This is a genomic window from Capnocytophaga sp. G1920, assembly GCF_051417515.1.
Genome location: NZ_JBPRKH010000015.1, coordinates 55013 through 79220, shown reverse-complemented (window position 1 = coordinate 79220; position 24208 = coordinate 55013). Strand labels below are relative to the sequence as shown.

24 protein-coding genes and 1 tRNA gene are annotated in these 24208 nt (G+C 37.8%); 10 read left to right on the top strand and 15 right to left on the bottom strand.

Features of this window, described 5'->3' with window-relative positions:
• Positions 1 to 373 precede the first annotated feature (373 nt).
• The 4 genes from ACSQ7D_RS09500 to ACSQ7D_RS09485 all read left to right on the top strand — a co-directional run bounded on the left by ACSQ7D_RS09500 (position 374) and on the right by ACSQ7D_RS09485 (position 4307).
• Positions 374 to 664 (top strand): ATP-dependent Clp protease adaptor ClpS, encoded by a 291-nt coding sequence (locus ACSQ7D_RS09500; protein WP_437136075.1) that lies wholly within the window; start codon positions 374 to 376, stop codon positions 662 to 664.
• A gap of 51 nt (positions 665 to 715) precedes the next feature.
• Positions 716 to 1492 (top strand): 3'-5' exonuclease, encoded by a 777-nt coding sequence (locus ACSQ7D_RS09495; RefSeq protein WP_002672676.1) that lies wholly within the window; start codon positions 716 to 718, stop codon positions 1490 to 1492.
• Between the two features lie 72 nt (positions 1493 to 1564).
• On the top strand, positions 1565 to 3763 hold the full coding sequence (locus ACSQ7D_RS09490) for a RelA/SpoT family protein (protein WP_437136073.1): 2199 nt from the start codon (positions 1565 to 1567) through the stop codon (positions 3761 to 3763).
• Between the two features lies 1 nt (position 3764).
• The gene (locus ACSQ7D_RS09485; RefSeq protein WP_053580786.1) at positions 3765 to 4307 is read left to right on the top strand and encodes an RNA methyltransferase; all 543 of its coding nucleotides are present in this window, start codon (positions 3765 to 3767) and stop codon (positions 4305 to 4307) included.
• 58 nt (positions 4308 to 4365) lie between these two features.
• On the opposite strand, the gene ACSQ7D_RS09480 is transcribed toward ACSQ7D_RS09485, so the two are convergent.
• The 6 genes from ACSQ7D_RS09480 to ACSQ7D_RS09455 all read right to left on the bottom strand — a co-directional run bounded on the left by ACSQ7D_RS09480 (position 4366) and on the right by ACSQ7D_RS09455 (position 10423).
• Positions 4366 to 4438: transfer RNA gene (locus tag ACSQ7D_RS09480), tRNA-Gly, on the bottom strand.
• Between the two features lie 214 nt (positions 4439 to 4652).
• A complete protein-coding gene (locus tag ACSQ7D_RS09475; RefSeq protein WP_308766669.1) occupies positions 4653 to 5189 on the bottom strand; it encodes an STM3941 family protein in 537 nt (178 codons plus the stop codon).
• Between the two features lies 1 nt (position 5190).
• The gene (locus ACSQ7D_RS09470) at positions 5191 to 6246 is read right to left on the bottom strand and encodes a heparan-alpha-glucosaminide N-acetyltransferase domain-containing protein (RefSeq protein ID WP_437136071.1); all 1056 of its coding nucleotides are present in this window, start codon (positions 6244 to 6246) and stop codon (positions 5191 to 5193) included.
• A gap of 152 nt (positions 6247 to 6398) precedes the next feature.
• Positions 6399 to 8492 (bottom strand): carboxy terminal-processing peptidase, encoded by a 2094-nt coding sequence (locus tag ACSQ7D_RS09465; protein WP_437136070.1) that lies wholly within the window; start codon positions 8490 to 8492, stop codon positions 6399 to 6401.
• A 56-nt stretch (positions 8493 to 8548) separates the two neighbouring features.
• Positions 8549 to 9499, bottom strand: coding sequence for a hydrogen peroxide-inducible genes activator (locus tag ACSQ7D_RS09460; RefSeq protein WP_002672662.1), 951 nt, complete (start codon positions 9497 to 9499; stop codon positions 8549 to 8551).
• A gap of 9 nt (positions 9500 to 9508) precedes the next feature.
• The gene (locus ACSQ7D_RS09455) at positions 9509 to 10423 is read right to left on the bottom strand and encodes an LLM class oxidoreductase (protein WP_314784779.1); all 915 of its coding nucleotides are present in this window, start codon (positions 10421 to 10423) and stop codon (positions 9509 to 9511) included.
• A gap of 719 nt (positions 10424 to 11142) precedes the next feature.
• On the opposite strand from ACSQ7D_RS09455, the gene ACSQ7D_RS09450 reads away from it, so the two are divergent.
• The 5 genes from ACSQ7D_RS09450 (at position 11143) to ACSQ7D_RS09430 (ending at position 15455) form a co-directional block, all read left to right on the top strand.
• A complete protein-coding gene (locus ACSQ7D_RS09450; RefSeq protein ID WP_002672653.1) occupies positions 11143 to 11451 on the top strand; it encodes a hypothetical protein in 309 nt (102 codons plus the stop codon).
• A gap of 30 nt (positions 11452 to 11481) precedes the next feature.
• Positions 11482 to 12600, top strand: a complete 1119-nt coding sequence (gene lpxB / locus ACSQ7D_RS09445; RefSeq protein WP_323977717.1) for a lipid-A-disaccharide synthase — start codon at positions 11482 to 11484, stop codon at positions 12598 to 12600.
• Positions 12585 to 13373 (top strand): rhomboid family intramembrane serine protease, encoded by a 789-nt coding sequence (locus ACSQ7D_RS09440; RefSeq protein ID WP_437136069.1) that lies wholly within the window; start codon positions 12585 to 12587, stop codon positions 13371 to 13373. The genes lpxB and ACSQ7D_RS09440 overlap by 16 nt, the downstream gene beginning before the upstream one ends.
• Positions 13374 to 13520: 147 nt before the next feature.
• Positions 13521 to 14927 (top strand): TlpA family protein disulfide reductase, encoded by a 1407-nt coding sequence (locus ACSQ7D_RS09435; protein WP_437136068.1) that lies wholly within the window; start codon positions 13521 to 13523, stop codon positions 14925 to 14927.
• A gap of 6 nt (positions 14928 to 14933) precedes the next feature.
• Positions 14934 to 15455, top strand: coding sequence for a hypothetical protein (locus tag ACSQ7D_RS09430; RefSeq protein WP_437136067.1), 522 nt, complete (start codon positions 14934 to 14936; stop codon positions 15453 to 15455).
• An 80-nt stretch (positions 15456 to 15535) separates the two neighbouring features.
• Here the strand turns inward: ACSQ7D_RS09430 and ACSQ7D_RS09425 are convergent, their stop codons facing one another.
• The 7 genes from ACSQ7D_RS09425 to ACSQ7D_RS09395 all read right to left on the bottom strand — a co-directional run bounded on the left by ACSQ7D_RS09425 (position 15536) and on the right by ACSQ7D_RS09395 (position 20858).
• Positions 15536 to 16231 (bottom strand): 5'-methylthioadenosine/adenosylhomocysteine nucleosidase, encoded by a 696-nt coding sequence (locus ACSQ7D_RS09425; protein WP_009410258.1) that lies wholly within the window; start codon positions 16229 to 16231, stop codon positions 15536 to 15538.
• A 13-nt stretch (positions 16232 to 16244) separates the two neighbouring features.
• Complete coding sequence (locus ACSQ7D_RS09420; RefSeq protein ID WP_437136065.1) at positions 16245 to 17255, bottom strand: FAD:protein FMN transferase; 1011 nt, start codon at positions 17253 to 17255, stop codon at positions 16245 to 16247.
• An 18-nt stretch (positions 17256 to 17273) separates the two neighbouring features.
• Positions 17274 to 18038 (bottom strand): class I SAM-dependent methyltransferase, encoded by a 765-nt coding sequence (locus ACSQ7D_RS09415; protein WP_015783133.1) that lies wholly within the window; start codon positions 18036 to 18038, stop codon positions 17274 to 17276.
• Positions 18039 to 18050: 12 nt separating this feature from the next.
• Entirely contained in the window at positions 18051 to 18824 is a 774-nt protein-coding gene (locus ACSQ7D_RS09410) for a phosphatase PAP2 family protein (RefSeq protein WP_002672639.1), read from the bottom strand.
• Positions 18825 to 18888: 64 nt separating this feature from the next.
• Positions 18889 to 19698 carry an undecaprenyl-diphosphate phosphatase gene (locus ACSQ7D_RS09405; protein ID WP_002672638.1) on the bottom strand — a complete coding sequence of 270 codons (810 nt, stop codon included), beginning with the start codon at positions 19696 to 19698 and terminating at the stop codon, positions 18889 to 18891.
• A gap of 2 nt (positions 19699 to 19700) precedes the next feature.
• The gene (locus ACSQ7D_RS09400) at positions 19701 to 19952 is read right to left on the bottom strand and encodes a DUF3098 domain-containing protein (RefSeq protein ID WP_053580777.1); all 252 of its coding nucleotides are present in this window, start codon (positions 19950 to 19952) and stop codon (positions 19701 to 19703) included.
• A 27-nt stretch (positions 19953 to 19979) separates the two neighbouring features.
• The gene (locus ACSQ7D_RS09395) at positions 19980 to 20858 is read right to left on the bottom strand and encodes a cell division protein FtsX (RefSeq protein WP_002672636.1); all 879 of its coding nucleotides are present in this window, start codon (positions 20856 to 20858) and stop codon (positions 19980 to 19982) included.
• Positions 20859 to 21239: 381 nt separating this feature from the next.
• On the opposite strand from ACSQ7D_RS09395, the gene ACSQ7D_RS09390 reads away from it, so the two are divergent.
• Positions 21240 to 21380, top strand: a complete 141-nt coding sequence (locus ACSQ7D_RS09390) for a hypothetical protein (RefSeq protein ID WP_437136062.1) — start codon at positions 21240 to 21242, stop codon at positions 21378 to 21380.
• Positions 21381 to 21393: 13 nt separating this feature from the next.
• Here ACSQ7D_RS09390 and ACSQ7D_RS09385 read toward each other — a convergent pair whose 3' ends face one another.
• Together ACSQ7D_RS09385 and lpdA are read right to left on the bottom strand one after the other, a co-directional pair.
• Positions 21394 to 22575, bottom strand: coding sequence for a proline dehydrogenase family protein (locus tag ACSQ7D_RS09385; RefSeq protein ID WP_437136061.1), 1182 nt, complete (start codon positions 22573 to 22575; stop codon positions 21394 to 21396).
• A 165-nt stretch (positions 22576 to 22740) separates the two neighbouring features.
• Positions 22741 to 24147 carry a dihydrolipoyl dehydrogenase gene (gene lpdA / locus ACSQ7D_RS09380; protein ID WP_437136060.1) on the bottom strand — a complete coding sequence of 469 codons (1407 nt, stop codon included), beginning with the start codon at positions 24145 to 24147 and terminating at the stop codon, positions 22741 to 22743.
• Between the last annotated feature and the right edge of the window lie 61 nt (positions 24148 to 24208).

Genomic DNA, 24208 nt, shown 5'->3' with positions numbered 1-24208 from the left:
TGTTATGGTTTACAAGATGAAATAATTAAAGAAATTGTAATCCATTGCGGAGGAGATCCTTCAAAAATGTATTCTTATTCAGATAGTTAAAAATGTTCCTTACAACCTTAGTTTTAAACTTTGCCAATGTTAATGATTATAGAAGATAATTAAATGATTTATAATTTAAATTAAAAGTATATGGATTCAAATAATAATAAATGTATCATATGTGATAGTAATGCTATGGCAAGAAAAAGATAAAACGCTAAAAGAAAACACTTTCTTTTGGCGTTTTTGTGCTTATAACCTTTGCTAAAAACTTATTATATCCGTTAAGCATTTGCACAATTCATTTATTTGCTGTACTTTTGTATCATCATAAAAACAAATTATGTTACGGAATAATTATCAAGAAGAAACTTTTGCCGAAGGTGATATAACGGAACTTTTGGAAGACGAATGTCATCTCATTTTATACAATGATGATGTCAATACTTTCGACCACGTTATCGACACCTTAGTAAAGGTTTGTCATCACACCTTTGAACAAGCCGAGCAATGCGCTATTATTGTACATTTCAAAGGAAAATGCGATGTAAAATCAGGAAGTTATGATTTTCTAAAACCGCTTTGCACCGCACTTCTTGATGCGGGACTTTCTGCCGAAATAGAAGAAGCATAATTTTTTTATTCTAAACTATTTGTTCTTAACTTTTAACTATTCACTAAAATCGTGGAACTAAAATTATCAAAACCTATTTGTTTTTTTGACCTTGAAACTACGGGCATCGATATTACCAAAGACCGCATTGTTGAAATATCTATCTTAAAAGTCTACCCCAATGGCAATAAAGAAAGCAAAACGTGGTTGGTAAACCCTACTATTCCTATCCCCAAAGCTGCCTCAGATGTGCACGGCATTACCGATGAGCGCGTTGCGGGTGAGCCTACTTTTAAAGAGCTTGCCAAGCAAATCCATAATATGATAAAAGATTCAGACCTTGCTGGCTACAATTCCGACCGCTTTGATATTCCTTTGCTTGCCGAAGAAATGTTGCGTGCCGAAGTAGATTTTGATTTGGGAAACCGCGTATCGGTAGATGTACAAACTATTTTTCACAAAATGGAACAGCGCACCCTCTCGGCAGCCTATAAATTCTATTGTGGTAAAGACCTTATTGATGCGCATACGGCTTCGGCAGATACCAATGCCACTTATGAAATCCTCAAAGCCCAGCTCGACCGTTATGACAGCTTAGAGAACAACATCAAAAAGCTCAGCGAGTTTACTTATCGCAAACAAATAGCCGACTTTGCTGGTTTTATTGGTTATAATGACAAAGGCGAAGAAATCTTTACCTTTGGGAAACACAAAGGTAAACGTGTAGAAGATATTTTTGACGAAGAACCAGGATATTTTGGTTGGCTTCTCGGTGCCGACTTCCCATTGTATACCAAAAAAATCCTTACGGCTATCAAGCTCCGTAAATTATCGGCTACTATTAAATAAAAAAATAGCTCTAAAACTTTGGTAAAGTTTCAAACTTTGCCAAAGTTGGAATTTCTACATTCATTTTTATTTATGGAAACAAACATCGACTTAGAAGAAGAAAACAAAGCCATTGCGCGCGAGTATAAAGAACTCTTGCGTATCAGCTATCAAACCCTTAGCGATGAAGATAAAAAGCTCATTCGCTTAGCGTTTGACACTGCTGTTGATGCGCACAAAGACCAACGCCGAAAAAGCGGAGAACCTTACATTTTTCACCCTATTGCCGTAGCTAAAATTGTTGCTTCACAAATAGGATTAGACGCCATAGCCATTGCGTCGGCTTTGTTACACGATGTAGTAGAAGATACTGACTATACGATTGAAGATATGGAACGGCTTTTTGGTAACACTGTAGCACATATTGTCGAAGGACTTACCAAAATTTCGAGTATGAGCCGTGAAAATGACATTTCTTTACAAGCCGAGAACTTCCGAAAGCTCCTCCTCACGATGAACGACGATGTGCGTGTGATTCTCATCAAAATTGCTGACAGACTCCACAATATGCAAACGATGGATTCGATGGCAGAATACAAACAAGCCAAAATAGCTTCGGAAACACTCTATATTTATGCACCTATTGCTCACCGCATTGGCTTGTATAACATCAAAACAGAATTAGAAGACCTCGCCCTTAAATACACTGACCCCGAGCGCTACAATAGTATCCTAAACAAAATGGAAGAATCCAAAGAAGAACAACAGGAATACATTGAGGCGTTTACCAAAATCGTAGAAACTTCTTTGACGCAACAAAAAATTGATTATTCCATCAAAGGGCGACCCAAATCAATCTATTCTATTTACAGAAAAATGGAATCGCAAGGCGTGAGTTTTGAAGAAGTTTACGATAAATTTGCGATTCGCATCATCTATAAAAGTGAACCAGCCGAAGAAAAGTTTTTGGCTTGGAAAATATACTCTATTGTTACCGACCACTTCCGTCCCAATCCCACCCGATTGCGCGATTGGATTTCCTCACCCAAATCTACAGGTTACGAAGCCTTACACATTACCGTAATGGGTCCAAAAGGCAAATGGGTAGAGGTGCAAATACGTAGCGAACGTATGCACGAAATCGCCGAAAAAGGTTATGCAGCCCATTTTAAGTATAAACACGGCGACCAAAAAGAAGAAGGCATCGAAATGTGGCTTAATAGGTTGCAAGAAATCTTTGAAAACAGCGAGGCAAATGCGGTGGACTTTGTAGAAGACTTTAAACTCAACTTGTATTCCAAAGAGATTTTCGTCTTTACCCCTAATGGTGAGATAAAATCCCTCCCGAAAGGCGCAACACCCTTAGATTTTGCTTTTTATATCCATACAGGAGTGGGCTTAAAAACGCGGGGAGCTAAAGTAAACAATAAATTAGTGCCCTTAAACTATGTGTTAAAGAGTGGTGAAACGGTGGAAATCATCACTGCCGAAAATGTAAAACCTACTAAAAACTGGCTCAACTATGCCACCACAGCCAAAGCTCGTAGTAAGATAAAAAATGCTTTAAAAGAAGAGACAAAAACCGTTGCCGCCGAAGGGAAAGAGATTCTAGTACGAAAATTAAAACAATTGAAGATTACTCTCAACGAAGAAGTGATGAATGAGATGGTGAGTTACTTCAAAACAAAAACGAGCTTAGATATTTACTATCAAGCAGGCACGGGAGAAATCAGCAACCAAATGCTGAAAGATTTTGTATCGCATCGCACGTCTTTCTTTGGCTTATTCAAAAATAAAGCAGTAAAAAAACCTACTGACGAACCCATTTATTCGCCCAACGTTCACTATGATAGCATTGTGTTTGGCAAAGAAGAAGAATCGTTAGACTATACTTTTTCAAAATGTTGCAATCCTATCCCTGGTGATCCTATTTTTGGGTTTGTTACTATCAACGAAGGGGTGAAGGTACACAAAAAAACTTGCCCGAATGCTATTTCGATGCAATCGAATTACGCTTATCGTATCATTCAAGCCAAATGGGTAAAATCTGATGAAAGAGATTTCAAAGTGAGTCTTAAAATTAGTGGTATTGACCGCGATGGACTCATCAGCGATATCTCAAAAGTGATTTTGGATAGCAAATTTGTAAAACTTACCAACATTAATATTGATACCGAAGGCAATGTATTCAGCGGGAAAGTCTCTATTTCTATCAACAATAATGCTACTTTAAAAAAATTGATGCAAGATATTAAGAACATTAAAGGAGTAGATAAAGTAAATAGACTCTAATATGCGAAAATTAGCAAATAGTGAGCTCAATAGGTTGGATATTGAGCAATTTAAGAAGGCAGAAAAGACACCTTTAATAGTAATTTTGGATAATGTGAGAAGTTTGAACAATATAGGTTCTGTTTTTCGCACTTGCGATGCTTTTTTAATTGAAAAGATATACCTCTGTGGGATTACTGCCACTCCTCCAAACAAAGAGATTCACAAAACAGCTTTGGGTGCGACTGATAGTGTAGTGTGGGAATATGTAGAAAATACACTTTCGGCAGTAGAAAAGCTAAAAGAGCAAGGTGTTTATATTATTAGCATTGAGCAAGCTGAAAATTCCACAATGCTGAATGATTTTCAGCCTAACGGAAAGCAAAAATATGCTATTATCTTTGGCAACGAGGTAAAAGGAGTGGAACAAGAAGTGGTTTCAGCTTCTGATGAGGTGATAGAAATCCCACAGTATGGTACTAAACATTCTCTGAATATTTCGGTAAGTGCAGGAATTGCTATTTGGGAGTTAGCAATGAAGCTCAGGAAGCATACAATGTTATAAAAATAGAAATGATAAACAAAAAGCCTGATAACATATTGTTATCAGGCTTTTTTTGTAGAGCGGGAGACGAGGTTCGAACTCGCGACATTCAGCTTGGAAGGCTGACGCTCTACCAACTGAGCTACTCCCGCAATTACAATGATATAAATAATTTTTCGAGTGCAAATATACGGGTATTTGCTATTATATTCCAAATTTTTTAAAACTTTTTTATTGTATTTTCTGTAAATAAAAAAGTAAAGACTTATAAATCAGTGATTATTTTTCTCATTACTTTTCTTCTGATAAAGATAAAGACAAACGAATGAAGATAAAATTTTACGTAAAGTTTTTAAATGTATATTTTTACTGATTTTTATCTTTATTATAAGTAGCTAAACTTTCTAAAAGTAGCGAAACAAGTTCTTTATGACTGATTTTCATTGTGGAACTTGCAATACTGATAGGAGCTCCATACATTTTCTGACTCCATTGCATCATCTTTTTTACAAAAAAGTTCTTTTCATTAGCAATAAGAGTTTCAGGATTTCTCACTTGTATCAAAATACTCTTGTTCCCTTTGATTTCTAATTCTTGAAAACCTATTATTTCTTTCCAAGGAATAAGATAATACTTTTGTATTCTTATGTGTAGGGCTTTTTCATCTATGGCAAGTACCCATTGATTGTTTAGCAAGTTTTTTATGATAAAAAATAGAGCTGTTAAAGCAAAAACTACAACGATAATACCTATAGCCTCTATAAAAACAATGTTTCTTTTGCCGTCTTTAGATAATCCATTGGCATTTAGAAAACAGAATAAGCCTATTGCTAAGAAAATAATGGTTAAGAATAGTAGAAAAATGTTTTTCTTTTTGCTGGTAAAGATTTCTATGGCTGCCATTTTATTTCTCAATGGTTTTCTTGTTTAAATATTTTTCTTTTATATATTTGCTGACTTTGTGATAATAAAATGAAAGAATTAAAATACCTATCACAAAGGCAATAGCACCTATCACAGCTTGGGTAGGGTTTAAGCTTTTATGAAGATAGTAATCTAAGTTGAAATATGGAATAAAGTGATAGAGCGCAATACTGTGAATGATGTAAATAGAAAGGGTGTTTTGTCCTATACGTTGTAAAAAATGGGCAGTAAGTACATTTCGTAAGATTACAAATACAGCAAATGTCCAAAGAGTGTCACCCATTCTCAAAAAAAGAAAGCCATTGTGTGCTAAACTTTCAAAGTGTTCCCACCCTGTAATGCTATATAAGAAGTGAAAAGTGTGATATTGGAAGTGAAAAATGGCTCCGATGCCAATAAGTAGTAGTGTATATATTGTATATAAGTGTTTGGCGTTTCTGTAATAGTAAAATAGCGATCCCATAAAGCCTCCTAAGGTCACAAAGCCTAACCAAGGAAAAATAGTAAAGAAAGTACCGTATTTCGGAGTAAAGTAATTGGCTACTACTTGGGGTAACCAAGAGTATTCATATTGGTTATAGGTCTCGTTGAAGGTGAAAAGTAGTAAAGTAATGCCGATGAGCATTGTAGGAAGGAAATGCCTCACGTGATTTCTAGCTAATAAGTAGAGTCCTACCATTATGATGAGAGCTAACCCTATACAATGCAAAATATCTACGAAATAGATGCTTTTCCGCAAAATACACGCCACTGCTATAAGCATTAATCCGCGTTTTGCTCCTTTCTTCACACGTGGGTTCTTGAGTCCTACACCACTGCGTTCGCCTTCTCGAATGAGCAAATAGGTAAAAATAAAGCCTGAAATGGTAAGGAATACAGGTGCGGTAATACCTGTGAAATAATGCCAAATATGATAGTAAGGGTTACTTTCGTCACAGTATGGTTCAGCAAGTAAAGCGGTGATAAAATGCCCTTGTAACATCATACAGATGGCATAAGCGCGTATTACATCGATAAATATCAGTCGTTGCTTCATTATATAATACTAAGTATCTTAAAACGCATTTCTATTTAGGTAACAGACAAAATGTAGTGCAAAGGTATAACAAATTTCCCATATACCCAAAATAAAAACATTGGCAAAGCTCCTCGCTCTGCCAATGTTTTTATAATGTATTACTTATTGTCTTATTTGTTTAAATCTTCCAATACTTTCACAGCTTCATCTATATACACATCTTTTTCAAGACTTTCGTGCCAACGATCACGACGTAATTTTAGGTCTTCACTGTTTTTTATTTTAGCCTCATCAGAAGCTACTGAAGTGAATTTCAAGTTAGATTTGTAATCGTTAATTGCTTTGAACTTTTTAGATTGCTCTTCGTTTTTCTCAATTACTTTTTTGTAAGCTTCGTAGTTGAGAGGAAAAACATTGTCTTTCTGTTGCTGTTTTATCCATCGAGCGTTTTCGTCAATAAGCTTTAAGTATTGATTTTCACTGATGCGTTTTTTGCTGTTTTCTATTGCCTTATCAAAGTTGGCATTGTTAGTCCAAGTAGTGTACTTAGCAGGCTCTATTTTATCCCAAGGCATAGCGTTGGGCATATCGCGTTCGCCTATATCAATATATTTGTATTTATCAGGCACTACGATATCGCTTTCTACACCTTTTAGCTGGGTAGACCCTCCGTTGATACGATAGAACTTCTGAATAGTAATTTTTATAGCACCAAGGTCGCCGTAATTGTTTTGGCGCAAGAAACTATTAAGGTCTACAAAACTTTGTACGGTACCTTTACCAAAGGTTTGTTTACCACCTATGATGATAGCGCGTTTGTAGTCTTGCATAGCCGCTGCCAAAATCTCTGAGGCTGATGCCGAAAGCTCATTGGTAAGGATTACCAGCGAACCGTCCCATTGTGTTTTAGGGTCGTTGTCAGAGAGTACATCACGACTTCCGCGTGATGATTTTACCTGTACAATAGGTCCCTTAGGAATAAATAAACCTCCTATATCCACTACTGTTTTTAAGGAGCCCCCTCCATTGGTACGTAAATCTACGATAAGCCCGTCTATATTCTCTTTTTTGAGCTTTTCTATTTCAAGAGCCACATCGGTTGCAGCATTGCGTTGGTTTACATCTTCAAAATCGATATAGAATTTAGGTAAGTTGATAAGTCCATAGCGTTTACCATTAGCAGTTATCACTGCCGATTTGGCATAAGTTTCTTCAATCTCTACCACATCGCGAATGATAGACACTACTTCTATTGTGCCGTCTACGCGTTTTACGGTAAGGCGTACTTCAGTGCCCTTAGGCCCTTTAATAAGTTTTACCGCATCGTCTAAACGCATTCCTACTACATCTACGGGTTCACCGGCTCCTTGTGCTACTTTTAGGATTTGGTCGCCTACTTCAAGGAGTTTACCTTTCCATACTGGCCCTCCCAAAATCACATTAGTAATAGCAATCCCATCAGTCTTCTTTTGTAATTGTGCCCCTATACCTTCAAACTTACCCGACATATCTCGGTCGAAACCTTCTTTGATGTCTGGTGCCATATAGTTGGAGTGGGGGTCGAAAGTCTCAGTAATAGCGTTCACAAACATACTGAACCACTCTTCACGAGTGATGTCGTTGTACATACTGAACATATCAGCCAATGTCTTTTGAGTAGCTTCTATCGATTCTTTTTTGAGCACCTCATTGGTTTTAGGCTGATATTTAGCGTCCTTTTCTTTCTTGCTCGCTTCTTCCTTTTGTTTAGTGATATAAGTAGAAAGCGTAGTGAAAATAATTACTTGTTTCCAGCGGTTTTGTAACTCAGCTTTGTTCTTTACAAAAGGCAACTTCTCATAGTCGGTATTAATCGTTTCATTGGTATTCAGGTTGATAGGTTTAGCAAAGATAGCTTTGGTAATTGCTTCTGCTTCTTTCATACGTTGTTTGAGGCGTTCGTAAGAAAGATTGAAGAATGCAATTTCTCCGTTTTTCAAATCGTCGTCCAAACGGTTTTCGTACTTTTTAAACTCGTTGATATCCGATTGTAGAAAATAACGCTTCTGCCCATCAATATTATTCAAATAACTGTCAAATACTTTCTTAGAGAAAGCATCGTCCATTTTTATCGGACTAAAATGCGCGTTTTCCAGTACGTGTTGTACAATGTCCAAAAGTACTCTATCCTTGTCTTTATCTGGATTGTCAAATTTCTTACTTGTAAAACTACAAGACGCAAATGAAATAAATAATAAAAATAATACTGCTGAAATATTTTTCATTCTAAAATTGTTTTTTAATAATTTAGCTAACTTTCAATTCTTAGTTCTTAGCTTTATCAAATTCTGTGCCTTTCTCTTGTTGGGCTGATAATTTTTACATTTTGGAAAACAATAGCCCCTCGTATAACCCCTGCAATAGTGTCGTGTAAGGCTTTGATGATTTGCATTTTTAGTTCGTTTTTGTGATATACCAAGCTGATTTCGCGCGCAGGGTAAGGCTCAGCAAAATAGTGAATCCGTTTCTTTTCTTCCTCTTTCAGTTCCAAAGAGTGTAAATATGGTAACAAAGTCATTCCTAAGCCTTCGTTAGCCAAGCGTACCAAGGTTTCAAAACTACCACTTTTTAGTTGGAAGTGCTCTTTTGAGTCTATCACATCTTGGTTGCAGATATTCAGTACACTGTCCTTAAAACAATGCCCGTCTTCAAGCATCAATATATCGTTGATATCCAAATCCTCAGAATAGATAGTCTTAGAGTTTTGTAAACGGTGATTTTGTGGAATATAAGCTACAAAAGGCTCATAGTATAACGGTCTTTCTACTATCGACGGATTGTGCAGAGGGGTTGCCAAAATTCCTGCATCATAACTCCCGTCCTCTATCTTTTTCAAGATGTTTTCAGTAGTTTGCTCCTCAATTTTTAGGCATACCTTAGGGTATTTATTGATGAAATTAGCGAGAAACATAGGTAGTAGAGTAGGGGAGACGGTAGGGATAATCCCCACGCGAAACTCACCTCCTATATACCCCTTTTGTTGCGCTACTATATCGTTCATTCTCCCCGCTTCATTTACAATTACTTGGGCTTGTTTAACGATTTGTTCTCCTATTTCAGTAACCTGTAAAGGCTTTTTGCTCCTGTCAAAAATAGTAACCCCCAATTCTTCCTCCAATTTCTGCACTTGCATACTCAAGGTAGGCTGGGTAACAAAACTGTGTTCAGCAGCGGTAGTAAAGTTCTTGTACTTCGCTACAGCCAACACATATTGGTATTGAGTAATGGTCATAATTTGCGCTTATTTTAAGTGTGGCAATACTTCTTTTCCTATTTCTTCAAGCACTTCACTTGCAGGACGAGAACAGTATTTTAGTACAAGCATAATATGGTTAACCCCTATTTTCCCGAGTTCTAAGAACATATCCAATAAATAGTTACGTCCTAAACGGAAACCTAAGTCCATTTTCTCTGGTTCAAAATCAGGGTTATCTTTTAGGTCGATATACACAGGTTGAATATAAGGTTTAGGAGGTTCTCCTTCTTGTTTAAGAGCTTTGCGCCAGTCTTGTATTATCTTCTTAGTGAGAGCAAAATCTCTTGGGTAGTAAATCCACCCGTCCGAGTTTTTCGCAATCCATTCCAAATTCACTCCTCCTATGTGCCCTGTGGCATACATTGGTATATTTTTATGCAAGGGCTTAGGCACTACATCACCCATTTTTTCCATTAGGGTACCATACTCATTGTTGTAGGTAGGGAACTCTTTGCTCCACAAGTCGCGTAACATAGCCATATGCTCCAATACACGAGTACTCCGTGATTCATAAAGTTCATTAAAAGCAGGATATTCTACAGGTCGGTCACCAGAAGCAACTCCCATCATAAAACGCTTCGGAAATAGCACGTCAAGACTCGCCGAAGCTTTGGCTACGTGTAAAGGGTGACGCAGTGGTAGTATTACACTCGCAAAGCCAAACTTAATACTTTGGGTAAGAGTAGCAATGTGTGCCAAATATATCCACGGGTCAAACATTTGTCCTACTTCGTTAAAATCAGGAGTGTATAGAGGAATGTCGCGCACCCACACAGCATTAAAGCCTAACATTTCAGCTCGCTGAATGAGTTGTACTTGGTTTTCCATCTTAGGAATAGCCCCTTCGTATGCTTCAATAGGTAGTAGTAAACCAATAGATAATTTGTGTGCGTCTATCATAATGATGAGTTTGTTTAGAACGGCAAAAATAAGAAAAAATAATGTATAAATTCACTAATATCGAAAATCTTTTTTACTCATATATAATATCTATTGATTTTCAGTAATATATATCCTTTTTTACAATTCTCTAATCACTCTTTCTTTATCCTTTCAAAACCAACTATCCTACCTTCATTCTATATTTACCCGTGCGGTTTACCCCTTCTTTCCAAAACGAACTCTGCCAAAGTTTCAAATTTTAGTAAAGTTGAAATCTACTAATCACCCTCTTTTTATCTCTATCTTAGCTTTAACTCACCCCCACTTTTCCTTCGTTTTTTGTTCGTCTTTTGTTCGTTCATTGTTCGTCTTTTGTTCGTTATTTGTTCGTCTTTTGTTCGTCTTTTGTTCGTCTTTTGTTCGTCTTTTCTTTATCTGCCCGTGCGGCTCGCACCGTCTTTCCTATAAGCTTCTCCCAAATTAACCATTAATCATTAACCATTAACCATTAAATAAGCCTTTCATCTACATTATTTTATTCTTCCGTCCCCATTTGCTATTTTTCAAATTTGTTAATTTACTAATTATACTCACTATTTTATTCTTCCGTCCCTATTTGCTAATTCTCAAATTTGCTAATTTACTAATTATACCCGTTTGTACGACTCACACCAATTTTGATATACCAAAAATTTGCCATACCTTTGCACTATTAATTCCAAAAAACAATTTGTATTATGGCAAGAAGTCGAAATGTTATTTTAAACGGACTCTCTGGTATGATTGGTAAAACATTCGTTTTCCGAAAAGTTAAAGGACAAACAGTAGTCTGTAAAGCCCCTTCTAAGTCCCGCGTACCAGCTTCCGAAGCTCAATTAGGCTGTCGCACTAAGTTCCAAGAAGCCGTGCGTTATGCCCAGCTCGTCCTTAAAGACCCACAGCTCAGGGCTTCCTATGAAGTATTACCTAAGGTCAAAAAAGGCACCTCATCAGTTTACCACGCTGCCATCACAGCGTATCTAAACAATACCGCTATTAAAAACTAATAATGTATTAAACTTTCAAACCGCAGAAAAATGAAGTATTATATTATAGCAGGCGAGGCTTCTGGTGATTTGCACGGTGCTAACCTAATGAAAGCCCTATTAGAAAAAGACCCAAAAGCCGAATTCCGCTTTTGGGGAGGCGACCAAATGCAACAGGTGGCAGGTACACAAGTAAAGCATTACCGAGACCTCGCTTTTATGGGCTTCTGGGAAGTGATTACGAACCTGCGCACTATCTTGCGCAATATCGATTTCTGTAAGAAAGATATCACCCAGTTCAACCCCGATGTTCTTATTTTTATAGACTATCCCGGCTTTAATATGCGCATTGCCCAATGGGCTAAACAACAACATATCCCTACTCATTACTACATCTCACCACAAATATGGGCTTGGAAAGAGAACCGCATAAAAGCAATCAAACGCGATGTAGATTTTATGTACGTCATACTCCCGTTTGAAAAAGATTTCTACGAAAGAGAACACCAATACCGCGTGCATTTTGTTGGTCATCCTTTGCTCGATGCTATTGCACAGCGCAAAGAAGTAGATGAGCAGACTTTTAAAAAGGAAAATAACTTAGATGTGCGCCCTATTATAGCACTCTTACCAGGTAGTAGAAAGCAGGAAATAGCCAAGATGCTAAAAATAATGCTCTCTATAGTCGATGATTTTCATCAGTATCAGTTCGTAATAGCAGGAGCCCCCTCAATTGATTATCACTTCTATAAACGTTTTATCAAAGAAGAAAACGTGCATTTTGTAAGCGGTAAAACTTATGATTTGCTCTCGGTGTCTTATGCAGCGCTTGTAACCAGTGGTACGGCAACCTTAGAAACCGCCTTGCTCAACGTCCCCGAAGTGGTGTGTTACAAAGGCAATTGGATTTCTTATCATATAGCCAAACGCATTATCAAGCTCAAGTACATTTCATTAGTAAACCTCATTATGGATAAGCCTGTGGTTACTGAGCTTATTCAAGGTGACCTTACTAAAAAGAATTTAGAAACTGAGCTTAACAAGCTCACTACTTATAGGCACCGTTACGAAGTGTTTAAAGATTATGTTTTGTTGAGAGAAAGGTTAGGCGGAGAAGGAGCAAGCGAAAAAACAGCCTCATTAATATTACGTCAATGTCAAGAAAATTAAACACAGCTAATAGCGTAATTGTGGTTTGTACATTGCTATTGGGTATAAGCAAACTTGTAGTGTATACTAACAAAGTAACACAAGAGCAGCTTAATCAGTGGCTATGTATGCCTCAATCGTTACCTCTGTTTTTAAAACAACCTTGGACGCTCATTTCTTATGCTTTCTATCACGTAAGCATTCAACACCTGTTTTGGAATATGCTCCTGTTATTTTTCACAGGGCATATTTTCTTCAATCTCTTTAACGGAAAACAATTTGTAAAAGCGTATAGCTTTGGGATTATAGGTGGCGGAATCACATTTCTAACCATAGGTTACTTCTTCCCCTCCTTCACTGATAATACGATGCTTTTAGGAGCTTCAGCTGCTGTTATGGGAGCCTTAGCCTTCGTGGTAACCCTGTTTCCCTCTTATAATGTCTATATTTTTACCTTTAAAATAAAATTGCTGTACGTTATATTGGCTTTTATACTTTTCGATATACTGAATATATCAGTAAACACAGGAGGTAAGATAGCCCACTTCGGAGGTATTTTAGGAGGGATATTCGCAGGACTTACTTCAAAGTACAGTTTTCGTATTCCTAAAAGAGCAAAAACGCCCCAAGAAGAGTCTCCTAAAAAAGAGAAGAAAGTCGTTTCAGAAGAACAACAGATACGAGCACATCAGGTCAATCAACTGTTAGAGAAAATCAGTGCCAGTGGTTATGCAAGTTTAACCGACCAAGAAAAGAAATTCCTCTTTGAAGTGAGCAAGGAGAAAGAAAGCTAATTTGCTATCAATGAGAAGCTAATTCAAACCGCGAATTACTAATAAATGTTAATATTTAGTAGTGGGTATATTTTTAACATATTCTTAACTTACCGTGTTTAGATAATGTTATATTTTTGCCCCCAAATAGTTGAATGCTTATTGGTGATGAAGATGAATCGGCTAATATTATGGGTGCTTTTTAGCACTTTAATCGCTTGCAAGGGTAAGCATAATGAGCCTACTATAATAAGTGGCTTTTTCCCTAATGCAAAGGACTCTTTTGTTGTTCTATACAGCAATGATACTCCTATAGATACTGCTTATTTAGATAAGAATAAAACTTTCCTGTTTAACCTAAATATAACCGAAGGAGAGTTGTTTAACTTTGAAACAGATGGTAAGTATCAATATGTGTATGTAGAACCTAAGGACAGTGTGGTAGTGTATGCCAATGCACTAAGTTTTGAAGAAAGTATTTCATTCTCGGGTAAAGGCTCTGCTATTAATAACTTCTTACTCTCACAATCTAAGATGTCAGATGCGCAAGAAGAAGTTTTTAGGAAGTTTCATTCTTTGCCACCTATGCAGTACAAAAACAAAAGTGATTCCTTATATCAAGAAAGAAAACGGGAGTATGATGATTTTCTCAAACTAAATCCTCAGCTCACCGAGAAAGCAAAAGATTTAGCCTTAGTAAGCGCTACTTTTCCTATCTATAAGGAAATGGAGATATATCCTTTTGTTTATCAAAATAAGAACAACATTTCAATCGTAGATTTACTACCCTATAACTTTTACGACTATCGTAAACAAATTAATTATAACGATAGCTTTTTAGAGTATTTCCGACCCTATTATAGGTATATGGTAATGTATGTCAATAATCTGGCTTTTACCCAATACACCTATGATACTCACACTTTGGTAGATGTAAGTAGGGAATTAGGTTTCCATTTGCAAAAGATTAAAATCATCGATAGTCTTTTTACCAAGGGAAGTTTGAGAGATAACCTATACCGAAATGCAGCTTATGCTTATATTTTTAATATCCAAGAACACACCGAGTATAAAGATTACTTCGATAAATTTGCTAAGTATAACAAAGATAATAAGTATAAAGCCGAATTAGATAAGGTATTTAGAAACGTAATAGCACTACAAGCGGGAAGAATTCCTCCCGATTTTGATTTGATTAATGCAAACGGTGAACCTACTAAGTTTTCGGAAATACAACAGCCGGAGGTAACTATTTATTACTTTTGGTCGGTCAATCAGAAAGAGCTTTCTAAACTTATCTTCGGAAGAGTGAGTCAGTTAAAGAAGCTATTCCCCAATGTAAAGTTTGTAGGTATTGATATAGGGCAGGATAAAACTCAATGGCGCAAACAAATCTCAAATACCGATTGGACTGACCAATATCACTCTATCAATTTCATAGATTTGTCTCAAAAGTTTTTAATCAATAATATCAACAAATCAGTAATTATAGATAAAAACGGACGCATCATATCGGCTTTTGAAGATATTTTCAGTCCTAACTTAGAAAAAATATTATTATCAAAAGAATCTTAATTATTTATGTCTGACCAGATTATTACCTTTATTATGTATTGCGTTCCGGCTCTTATTGTAGGAGCGGTAGCCTTTTATTTTTTTAGAATACATATTGAAAATGAAGATAAAAAGCGATTGTTTCTTCTTCATAAAGAAAACCAAAAGTATACAATGCCTATCCGCTTACAAGCATACGAGCGAATGACACTTTTCTTAGAGCGAATGTCTCCTCAACAACTATTTCTGCGCATTCCTCCTCATAACTTTTCTAAGAAAGAGTATGAAACATTGCTCGTAAACTCTATTGATGAAGAATTTGAACATAACTTAGCACAACAAATATACCTCAGTGAAAAGCTATGGAATATTATTCGTACTGCTAAAATGGCTACTATTCAAATAATCCGTAAAGTAGCCCTAACCGAAGAGGTAAAAGACTCACAAGCTATGGTAGAAGCTATATTTAAAGAGTTTGTAGAAAAAGCCACTCCTTCGGCTAATGCACTAAGCCATTTAAAAGAAGAAGTACGTCAATTTTTAAAATAGGAATATTTCTATAAGTATAAAAAAATAAGGGATTGAATTATATAATTCAGTCCCTTATTTGTTATATGTGTACACTTTCCCTATGTTTCAGAGATAGAGGCTAAGAATGCTTTTATAATAGTTGCAGACAGTTTGCCTGCCTCTACTACAAAAGTCTCATATGATACCGCATTCCCTTCGCCTGCCTTATCAGAAATAGCGCGAAGCATTACAAATGGAATGTTTAATAAGTAGCAGGTTTGAGCAATAGCTGCTGCTTCCATCTCTACGGCTTTTGCTTTAGGGAAGGTATTAGCAATTTCTTGTAGTCGGGTGGGTGACGAAATAAAAGAGTCCCCACTTACTACTTGTCCGTAGTGAAGTGTATGGCTGTATCGTTCGGCTACCTGTTTTAGTTTTTCTGTCCATTGCGTGTTAGCAATAAAGGCAGGAGGCATTTGTGCTTGCTGACCTATTTCATACCCAAAAGCCGTAACGTCTACATCGTGGTGGCGTACTTCATTAGCTAAGATTATATCGTGTACCGAAGTATCACCTAAGCCTCCGGCAGTACCTGTATTAATAATAAGCGATGGATTGTATCTTTCTATAAGTAAAGTGGTCGCAACCGAAGCGCTTACTTTACCTATGCCTGAAAGTAATAATACTACTTCTATCCCATTAAGAGAACCTTCATAAAAAACAAAACGCCCTATTTTAGTTTCTTTGCAAGACTCAATAGAAGCTCTTAAACTATCTATCTCAAGCTCCATTGCACCTATAATTCCTATTTTCATAAATAAAAAATCTTTACTGAATTATTAATTTTTCAAAAGCCTTTGTCTTAAAGGTAAGTTCTTCGTTTTGTTCGTTACTATACACTAAAAGTACAGCCATATTGGGGTGTTTTTCTAAGAAAGCTTTGCTCTTTTCCAATCCCATTACCATAAACATAGTGGCATATCCATCAGCAAACATAGTGGAAGGAGCAACTACTGTAGCACTGAGCACATCACTTTGGGTAGCGCGTCCGGTAATAGGGTTAATAGAATGTACATATTTGCTCCCATTACTATCTGTCCATACTTTGCGATAGTTACCAGAGGTTGCCAATCCTTGATTGGTAAATTGTATAGTAGCTACCAATTCGCGGTCGTCCAAAGGTTTGATAGGGTTTTCTACGCCTATCGTCCACGCTTTGTTCTCTACAGTATTCCTTCCTTTCAGATACATCTCACCTGCTATCTCTACTATATAATTCTCAATACCTTTTGAGCTGAGGAAAGCCGCAACTACATCGGAGGTATAGCCTTGTGCTATGGCATTAAAGTCAAACAGTATTTCAGGAGACTCTTTTTCAATATGGTTATCAGCTGTGAGATGTACTTTATTAAAGCCTACGTATTTCTTCAGTTCTGCTATTTTTTCATCTGTGGGGAGTTTATCCTCAGTTATCTTTTGTTTACCGAACCCCCAAGCATTTACTAATACACCTACCGTAGGGTCAAATAACCCTTCACTTTCTTGCCATATTTGCTGAGAGGCTTCAAAAACCTTCCTGAAATGTTCGTCTACCACTACATTTTTATCTCCTGCATTGATTTTAGAAATGTCAGAATCTGGTTTATAGGTAGACATAGACTTATCTATCACTTGTAAAATAGAGTCTATGGCAGGTTTTAAGTCTTCTTTAGTTTTGCTAATGTACTTAATGTGATAAGTACTACCTTGTGCCTCTCCACTTATAAGATGAATTTCATCTTTTACGGAAGACTGGCAAGCTACTAAACCTATTGCGATACTTAAAAATAGATATTTCATTATTTAATTATTAAATTTTTACTTTTTCTTGCACAAAGGAATGATTTCTTCAGCAACAATACGATACCGTTCTATTTCTTCAGCTGTGAAATGGGAAGCGTATTGCAGTTCCTCTACTTCAAAGCCTATACTGCGCAATTTATCAAAATAGTCTAAACCGTAGACCCTTACGTGGTCATACTGACCAAAAATACGGGTGCGTTCTTTCGGGTCAGTAATGGTGTTATCTTCAAACGTAATGGCTCTGTGGTAGTCCTGTGGTACTTGAAAAATACCCCAACCCCCCTTTTTCATCACACGATAAAGCTCTTTCATTGCTTGGGTATCATCTTGGATATGCTCCAATACGTGGTTGCAAAATATCACATCAAAACATTCGTCTTCAAAAGGCAAAGCACACAAATCGGCTTTTACATCTGCCAAAGGAGAATATAGGTCGGTGGTGAGGTAATTGAGATTAGGTTGTTTTTTAAAGCGTTTATAGAAAGCTTGTTCAGGAGCGACGTGTAGCACTTTTAGCTCACGTGTAAAGAAATCGGTTTCACGAGTAAGATAGAGCCAAAGCAATCGGTGGCGTTCAAGCGATAGGGTAGAGGGCGAGAGTACATTGGGGCGAGCTTTGCCGTAGCCATATGGTAAGAATTTCCTAAAAGTCTTGCCATCAATAGGGTCTTGGTATTTCTTTCCTCGCAAGTAGAAAGCTAAAAACGGACGCACCCAATAGCTCATCTTTATAAGCCAAGGGCGTGGAACTTTGTTTAATATAGTGGTAATAATAGCCATTAGAAGGTGTTTTTAGCGAAATAAGGTGAGCCCTACTCCTTTCATTTCTTCGGAATAAACGGGGTAAACAACCATTTGTATTGAAGATTTCTCTTTGCGTGTAAGCCATTTGGAAGTATATGGCAAGAGCCAATAGGCTGTTTTGGCACTAAGGATACCTATACCTGCCCCTACAAGCACATCGCCTATCCAATGGCGATTATTGTACAAACGCATTGCACCTACGGTGGTAGCTATAGCATAGCCACTGATACCTACCCATATATTCTCATCTTTGTACTCTTGCCAAAGGATTTCCATACCTGTAAAAGCGGTAGCTGTATGTCCTGAAGGGAAAGAATTGTAAGCACTTTCATCGGGACGATGTATTCTGACACTATATTTTACTCCATTTACTAAAGCTGCCGTAATGGCATAAGCCGTAGCTCCTACTATGAGTCGTTCCTTTACACTGTGCTTGGCTTTTATACCTAAATTGCTATAAGCAAAGACGCTAGCAATAGGTAGATACTGTATATAATCATCGAAGCGCAACTTCTGTCCGCCGGAATATCTATAAGCGTGTCGTTGTACATAACGATTGATATAGGTAGCGTTGGAGATAACTCCTAAGGTAATGAGAGAAGCAGGAAGTAATACCTGTTTGAGTTTAGGTTTTTCAGTAGCTACTTGCAAAGTATCGGCTGTGAGTACCGACTCGTGGAGTACTGATAAGCTATCGGTTTGAGCTTTTATAGATTGAATGAGAATAAAACAGAAAGCTACAATTAAAAGTAATATTTTCATTTTTAACAAAAAGGTAAAAAGTAAAAGGTAAAAAGTAAAAGGTAAGGGTAGGAGGGAAAAATAACTAATTGTTAATTGAGAAATAAATCAGTAATACTGCTCCAATAACAATGCGGTAAATGCCCCATACTTTAAAACCAAATTTGGTGAGGATATGTATAAAGAATTTCACGGCTATCATTGCTACCACAAAAGCTATTACATTACCTATGATAAACAACCAAAAACTCTCATCAGTTTTCATTATCAGCTCGTAGCCTTTCTCCTGGGCAGTACCCCATTTCTTCAAGAAAATAGAATACACGGTTACAGCCAGCATTGTAGGAACGGCTAAGAAGAAAGAGAACTCAGCGGCAGCTTTGCGAGTGAGCCCTTGCGTCATTCCACCAATAATAGAAGCAGCAGAGCGCGAAGTGCCTGGCATCATTGCTAAACACTGCCAAAAACCAATAGTAACGGCTTTCTTTATTGTGATGTCTTTCTCGTTGTGAATCGTAGGATGTTTGAACCAATTGTCTACAAAAATAAGGATAATACCGCCCACAATTAGAGTAATAGCAATCGCTTTTTGGTTGCCCAAAACTGCTTCAATCTTATCATCGAAAAGCTTACCTAATATAAGAGCAGGGATAACGGCACAGGCTAATTTGAAATAGAAGTTCCAATTAGAAAAGTCGAAGAACTTGCGCCAATACAGTACTACTATCGAAAGGATAGCACCAAACTGTATGGACACTTGAAACATTTTTAAATACTCATCGTCGGGCATTCCCATAAGGGCAGCAGTAAAGCCCATATGTGCGGTTGATGAGATAGGAAGGTACTCGGTGAGTCCTTCGATAATAGCAATAATAATAGCTTGCAGTGTACTCATTCTTATTTTTTGTCTTGTTTTTTATCAGTTTTAGGATTTACCAGAATGGCATAAATTTCAATGGCAAAACCTAAAAGTACCAAAGCAGGAGCTAAGTGAATACGTCGGAAATTGAAAATAGAGGGGTCGAACACAGCGGGATTATCGCTACCACCACCGCTCATTGTTATAAAACCAAGGGCTATTACTATTAAGCCAATAGCCATAATAAGATAGTTTTTCTTTTCAAAAATGAAAGTTGAATGATGTTTCATCAGTGATTAATTATTAATGATTAATGGTTAATAATAAAGGTCGTTGGTATTGAGGTTTAGGAAACGTTGTGTAGCAAAATAGGTGCTTAGCCAACTGATGAGTATCCCAATGGTTATAATGCTTATAAAAACAATGCTTAAAGTACCAGTGTCCATTAAGATATTAAACTCAGGATATGACTTTACAATAGCTAATAACGATAGATAAAAAAGCACTATGGCTATTAGAGCGCTGAGAATACCCAAGCGTACATTTGTCCATAAAAACGGACGGCGTATGAAACTGCGCGTAGCCCCTACTAATTGCATTGTTTTGATGATAAAACGTTTGGAATAAATGGAGAGGCGAATAGAGGCATTGATAAGCAAGATAGATACAAAAGTGAATAGGGCGCTGAAAATTAATGTAACAATACCTATTCTGTTCACATTTTCGTGGATAAGAGCTACCAAAGATTGGTCGTATACTACTTCGGTAACAAAAGAGTTTTGCTCTAACTCACGTTTGATTTCGCGCATCTTATCGGGCTCGGCATATTCGGCTTTTAGGCTTAAATCGATGGTGTTTTGCAGAGGGTTAGTACCGATGAAGGTAACAAAATCTTCGCCGATATCCTTACTGAACTTTTCGGCAGCAACTTCTTTTGATACAAAACGCACTGACTTTACAAAACTCGCTACCGAAAGAGTTTTCTGTAACTGTTCGATGTCGGCATTTTTAGCGTCGTCCTTTATCAAGACGGTAACGGTTACTTGCTCTTTGAAGTAATTGGCTAATTTATTAGCACTTAATACTAGAAAACTAAAAAAGCCCATAAGAAAGAGCACTAAGGTAATGCTCACTATTACCGAAAAATAGGAGGTAATTAATCTTCGTTTGTTAAATGAATCGATGGAACGTGCCATTCTTATATTTTTTGTTTTAAGATAGAAAATCACGCAAAAGTACAACTTTTTTTTGAATTAGCAACTAATTTAATACCAATAATGCCAATAATGCCAAAAATACCAAATCAATGGCGAGTGACAGTGCGAGCCGCACGGGCAGATAAAGAAAAGACGAACAAAATATCCTCTCCCCAATCACATACTCTCCTATTCGGAGACTTCTCCCAAGGAGAGGGAGTGTAGTAACGGAAAAAGTGAGACGAACAAAAGACGAACAAAAGACGAACAAAAGACGAACAAAAGACGAACAATGAACGAACAATGAACGAACAATGAACGAACAATGAACGAACAAATGACGAACAAATGACGAACAAATGACGAACAAATGACGAACAAATGACGAAGCGAGTCGCACGGACAGATAAAGAAAAGACGAACAAAAAACGAACAATGAGCGAAGGTAAGAGGGTAGTAATTGGGAATAAAAATAACTCTCGTTTTTGCGAGAAGTGCAAAAACGAGAGTTACAACGAATAATAAAAACTTATTTTTACTGGTTAGCAGTTTCTTTTCGGCGCTTTTTCTCTGCTTTTAACAAAGTGAGTTCACGTCCTGTTTGCCCTGCTACTGAGGTATTTTCTTCGGCTCGGCGGATAAGGTAAGGCATTACTTCGCGCACGGGACCAAAAGGCAAATACTTGGCTACGTTATAGCCTTCCTTAGAGGCATTGAAGCTGATATGGTCGCTCATACCGTAGAGTTGTGCTATCCACACGCGTTTGTCGTTAGGTTGCAAGCCTTTTTTGTGCATCAAATCCATTACCAGGGCAGCACTTTCTTCGTTGTGAGTACCTGCAAAGAGCGCAATCCTATCGATATGGTCAATAATATAGCGCACAACAGCATTATAATTATCGTCGGTTGCTTGCTTGCTGGGGCAAATGGGAGTGGGATAGCCTAGCTCGGCAGCGCGTTCGTTTTCTTTTTCCATATAGGCACCTCGTACGATTTTTACGCCTATGTAGAAGTCTTTATCTACGGCACGTTCATAAAGTTCTTTTAGGTAAGGCAAACGGTCGTGGCGGTACATTTGCAAGGTATTGTATACGATAGGTTCTTCTTTGTTGTACTTCTGCATCATCTCTTCTACGAGGTCATCGGCAGCAGTTTGCATCCAGCTTTCTTCGGCGTCTACCAAAATAGGAATTTTATACTCGTAGGCGCGCTTGCAGGCTGCGTCGAAACGAGATTTGATGCGCTCCCATTCTTTTTCTTCTTCGGGGGTAAGGGCTTTTTTCTCGGTGAGTTTTTGGAAGATGGCAAAACGCCCAAATCCCGTAGGTTTAAATACCACAATAGGAATACCTTCGTCGCGATGGAGATTACCAAAATCGATGGTTTCCATTGTTTTTTCGAAAGTAGCTTCGATAGAGGATTCGTCTTCTTTACCTTCTACGGAATAGTCGAGCACAGAGCCTACTCCTTTTTGATGCATCTTTTGGATTACGGGAAGGCAGTCTTGTTCGGAGATACCTCCGCAGAACTGCTTAAAGACGGTGCGCTTGATGAGTCCTTCGACGGGCAGGCGCAGTTTTAAGGAGAAGTTGGTAAGGGCAGTGCCCACACGAGTAAGGGTATTACTGCCAATAAGTTTAAAAAGGCGGTAAGCCCAGTTGAGTTCGGATTGGCTTTTGAGGGCAAAAGCGGTTTGGGTATCGGAAAATCTACTCATAATGATTAATGATTAAAGGTTAGTTGAGGCAAAGTTACTATTTATTTTGAAAGAAACAAACTTTTTCTTAATTATTTTTATCACTGTATTTACCACTAATCATTAATTGCAACGTATATCCTTCTATCGAACTTAAATCTTTATTACCTGTATAGGCATCGGTAGTTAACTATGGATAGCGCGGTTTTCGGTGGTAGCAAGGGCGGCTTCCTTTATTGCTTCGGTAAAGGTAGGGTGAGCGTGGCAGATGCGAGCGATATCTTCGGCACTGGCACGGAACTCCATTGCTGTAACGGCTTCGGCTATCATATCGGCAGCACGAGCTCCAATGATGTGTACGCCAAGTACTTCATCGGTTTTGGGGTCAGCTAAAATCTTTACAAAGCCGTCGGTATCCATACTGGCACGGGCGCGCCCTAAGGCACGAAAAGCAAATTGCCCTACTTTATAGGCTATGCCGTCAGCTTTTAGTTGCTCTTCACTTTTTCCTACTGAAGCTACTTCAGGCCAGGTGTAAACAACACCAGGGATAAGATTATAGTCGATATGTGGTTTTTGTCCAGCGAGTTGTTCTACTACCAATACGCCTTCTTCTTCGGCTTTATGGGCGAGCATAGCCCCGCGTACTACATCACCTATGGCATAGATGTTAGGCACATTGGTTTGCAGGTGGTCGTTTACTATTACCCTACCGCGCTCGTCTTTCTGTACACCTGCTACTTCGAGGTTAAGACCCTCGGTATAAGGGCGACGACCTACGGCTACTAAGCAGTAATCACCTTTAAGGATAAGCTCTTCGCCTTTGGGAGTGGTAGCTTTTACAGTTACCGTTTTGCCCTTGCGAGTTACTTCTTTCACCTGATGACCTGTATAGAAAGCAAAGCCTTGTTTTTTGAGTACTTTGGTAAGTTCGCGCCCTAAGCCTCTATCCATCGTAGGGATAATGCTATCGGTGTATTCTACTACCGACACTTTAGCTCCTAAGCGACTGTATACTTGCCCCAATTCTAAGCCTATTACGCCCCCACCAATTACGATGAGGTGTTCTGGTACTTCTTTTAGCTGGAGGGCTTCAGTAGAAGTAATAATACGTTCTTTATCGACTGTAATAAAAGGTAAGGAGGCAGGTTTAGAGCCGGTAGCAATAATGGTGTGCTTGGCTTCTATGGTCTCTGCCTTGCCTTTATTAGGAGTAATCTTAATTTGTGTGGGTGATACAAAGCTCCCTACCCCGGTAAAAACGTCTACTTTGTTTTTCTCCATTAGGAATTTTACCCCTGCGCAAGTTTGCTCTACCACAGCTGCTTTACGAGCAATCATTTTCTCTAAGCTAAACTTTACTTTGCCTGTGATTTCAATACCGTGGGCTTCGAGGTGTTTGGAAGCGTTTTCGTAGTGGTGAGAAGAGTCCAGTAAGGCTTTAGAAGGGATACAACCTACATTAAGGCAAGTGCCTCCTAAGGTATTATATTTTTCAATAAGGGCAGTTTTAAAGCCCAATTGACCTGCGCGGATAGCTGCTACATAACCGCCAGGACCTGAACCGATGATAACAATGTCGTATGTTTTCATATTACTTAGTTTTTTTGAAAGGCAAAGTTAGGGTTTATAATTGATATTTGCAAGTAGTTTA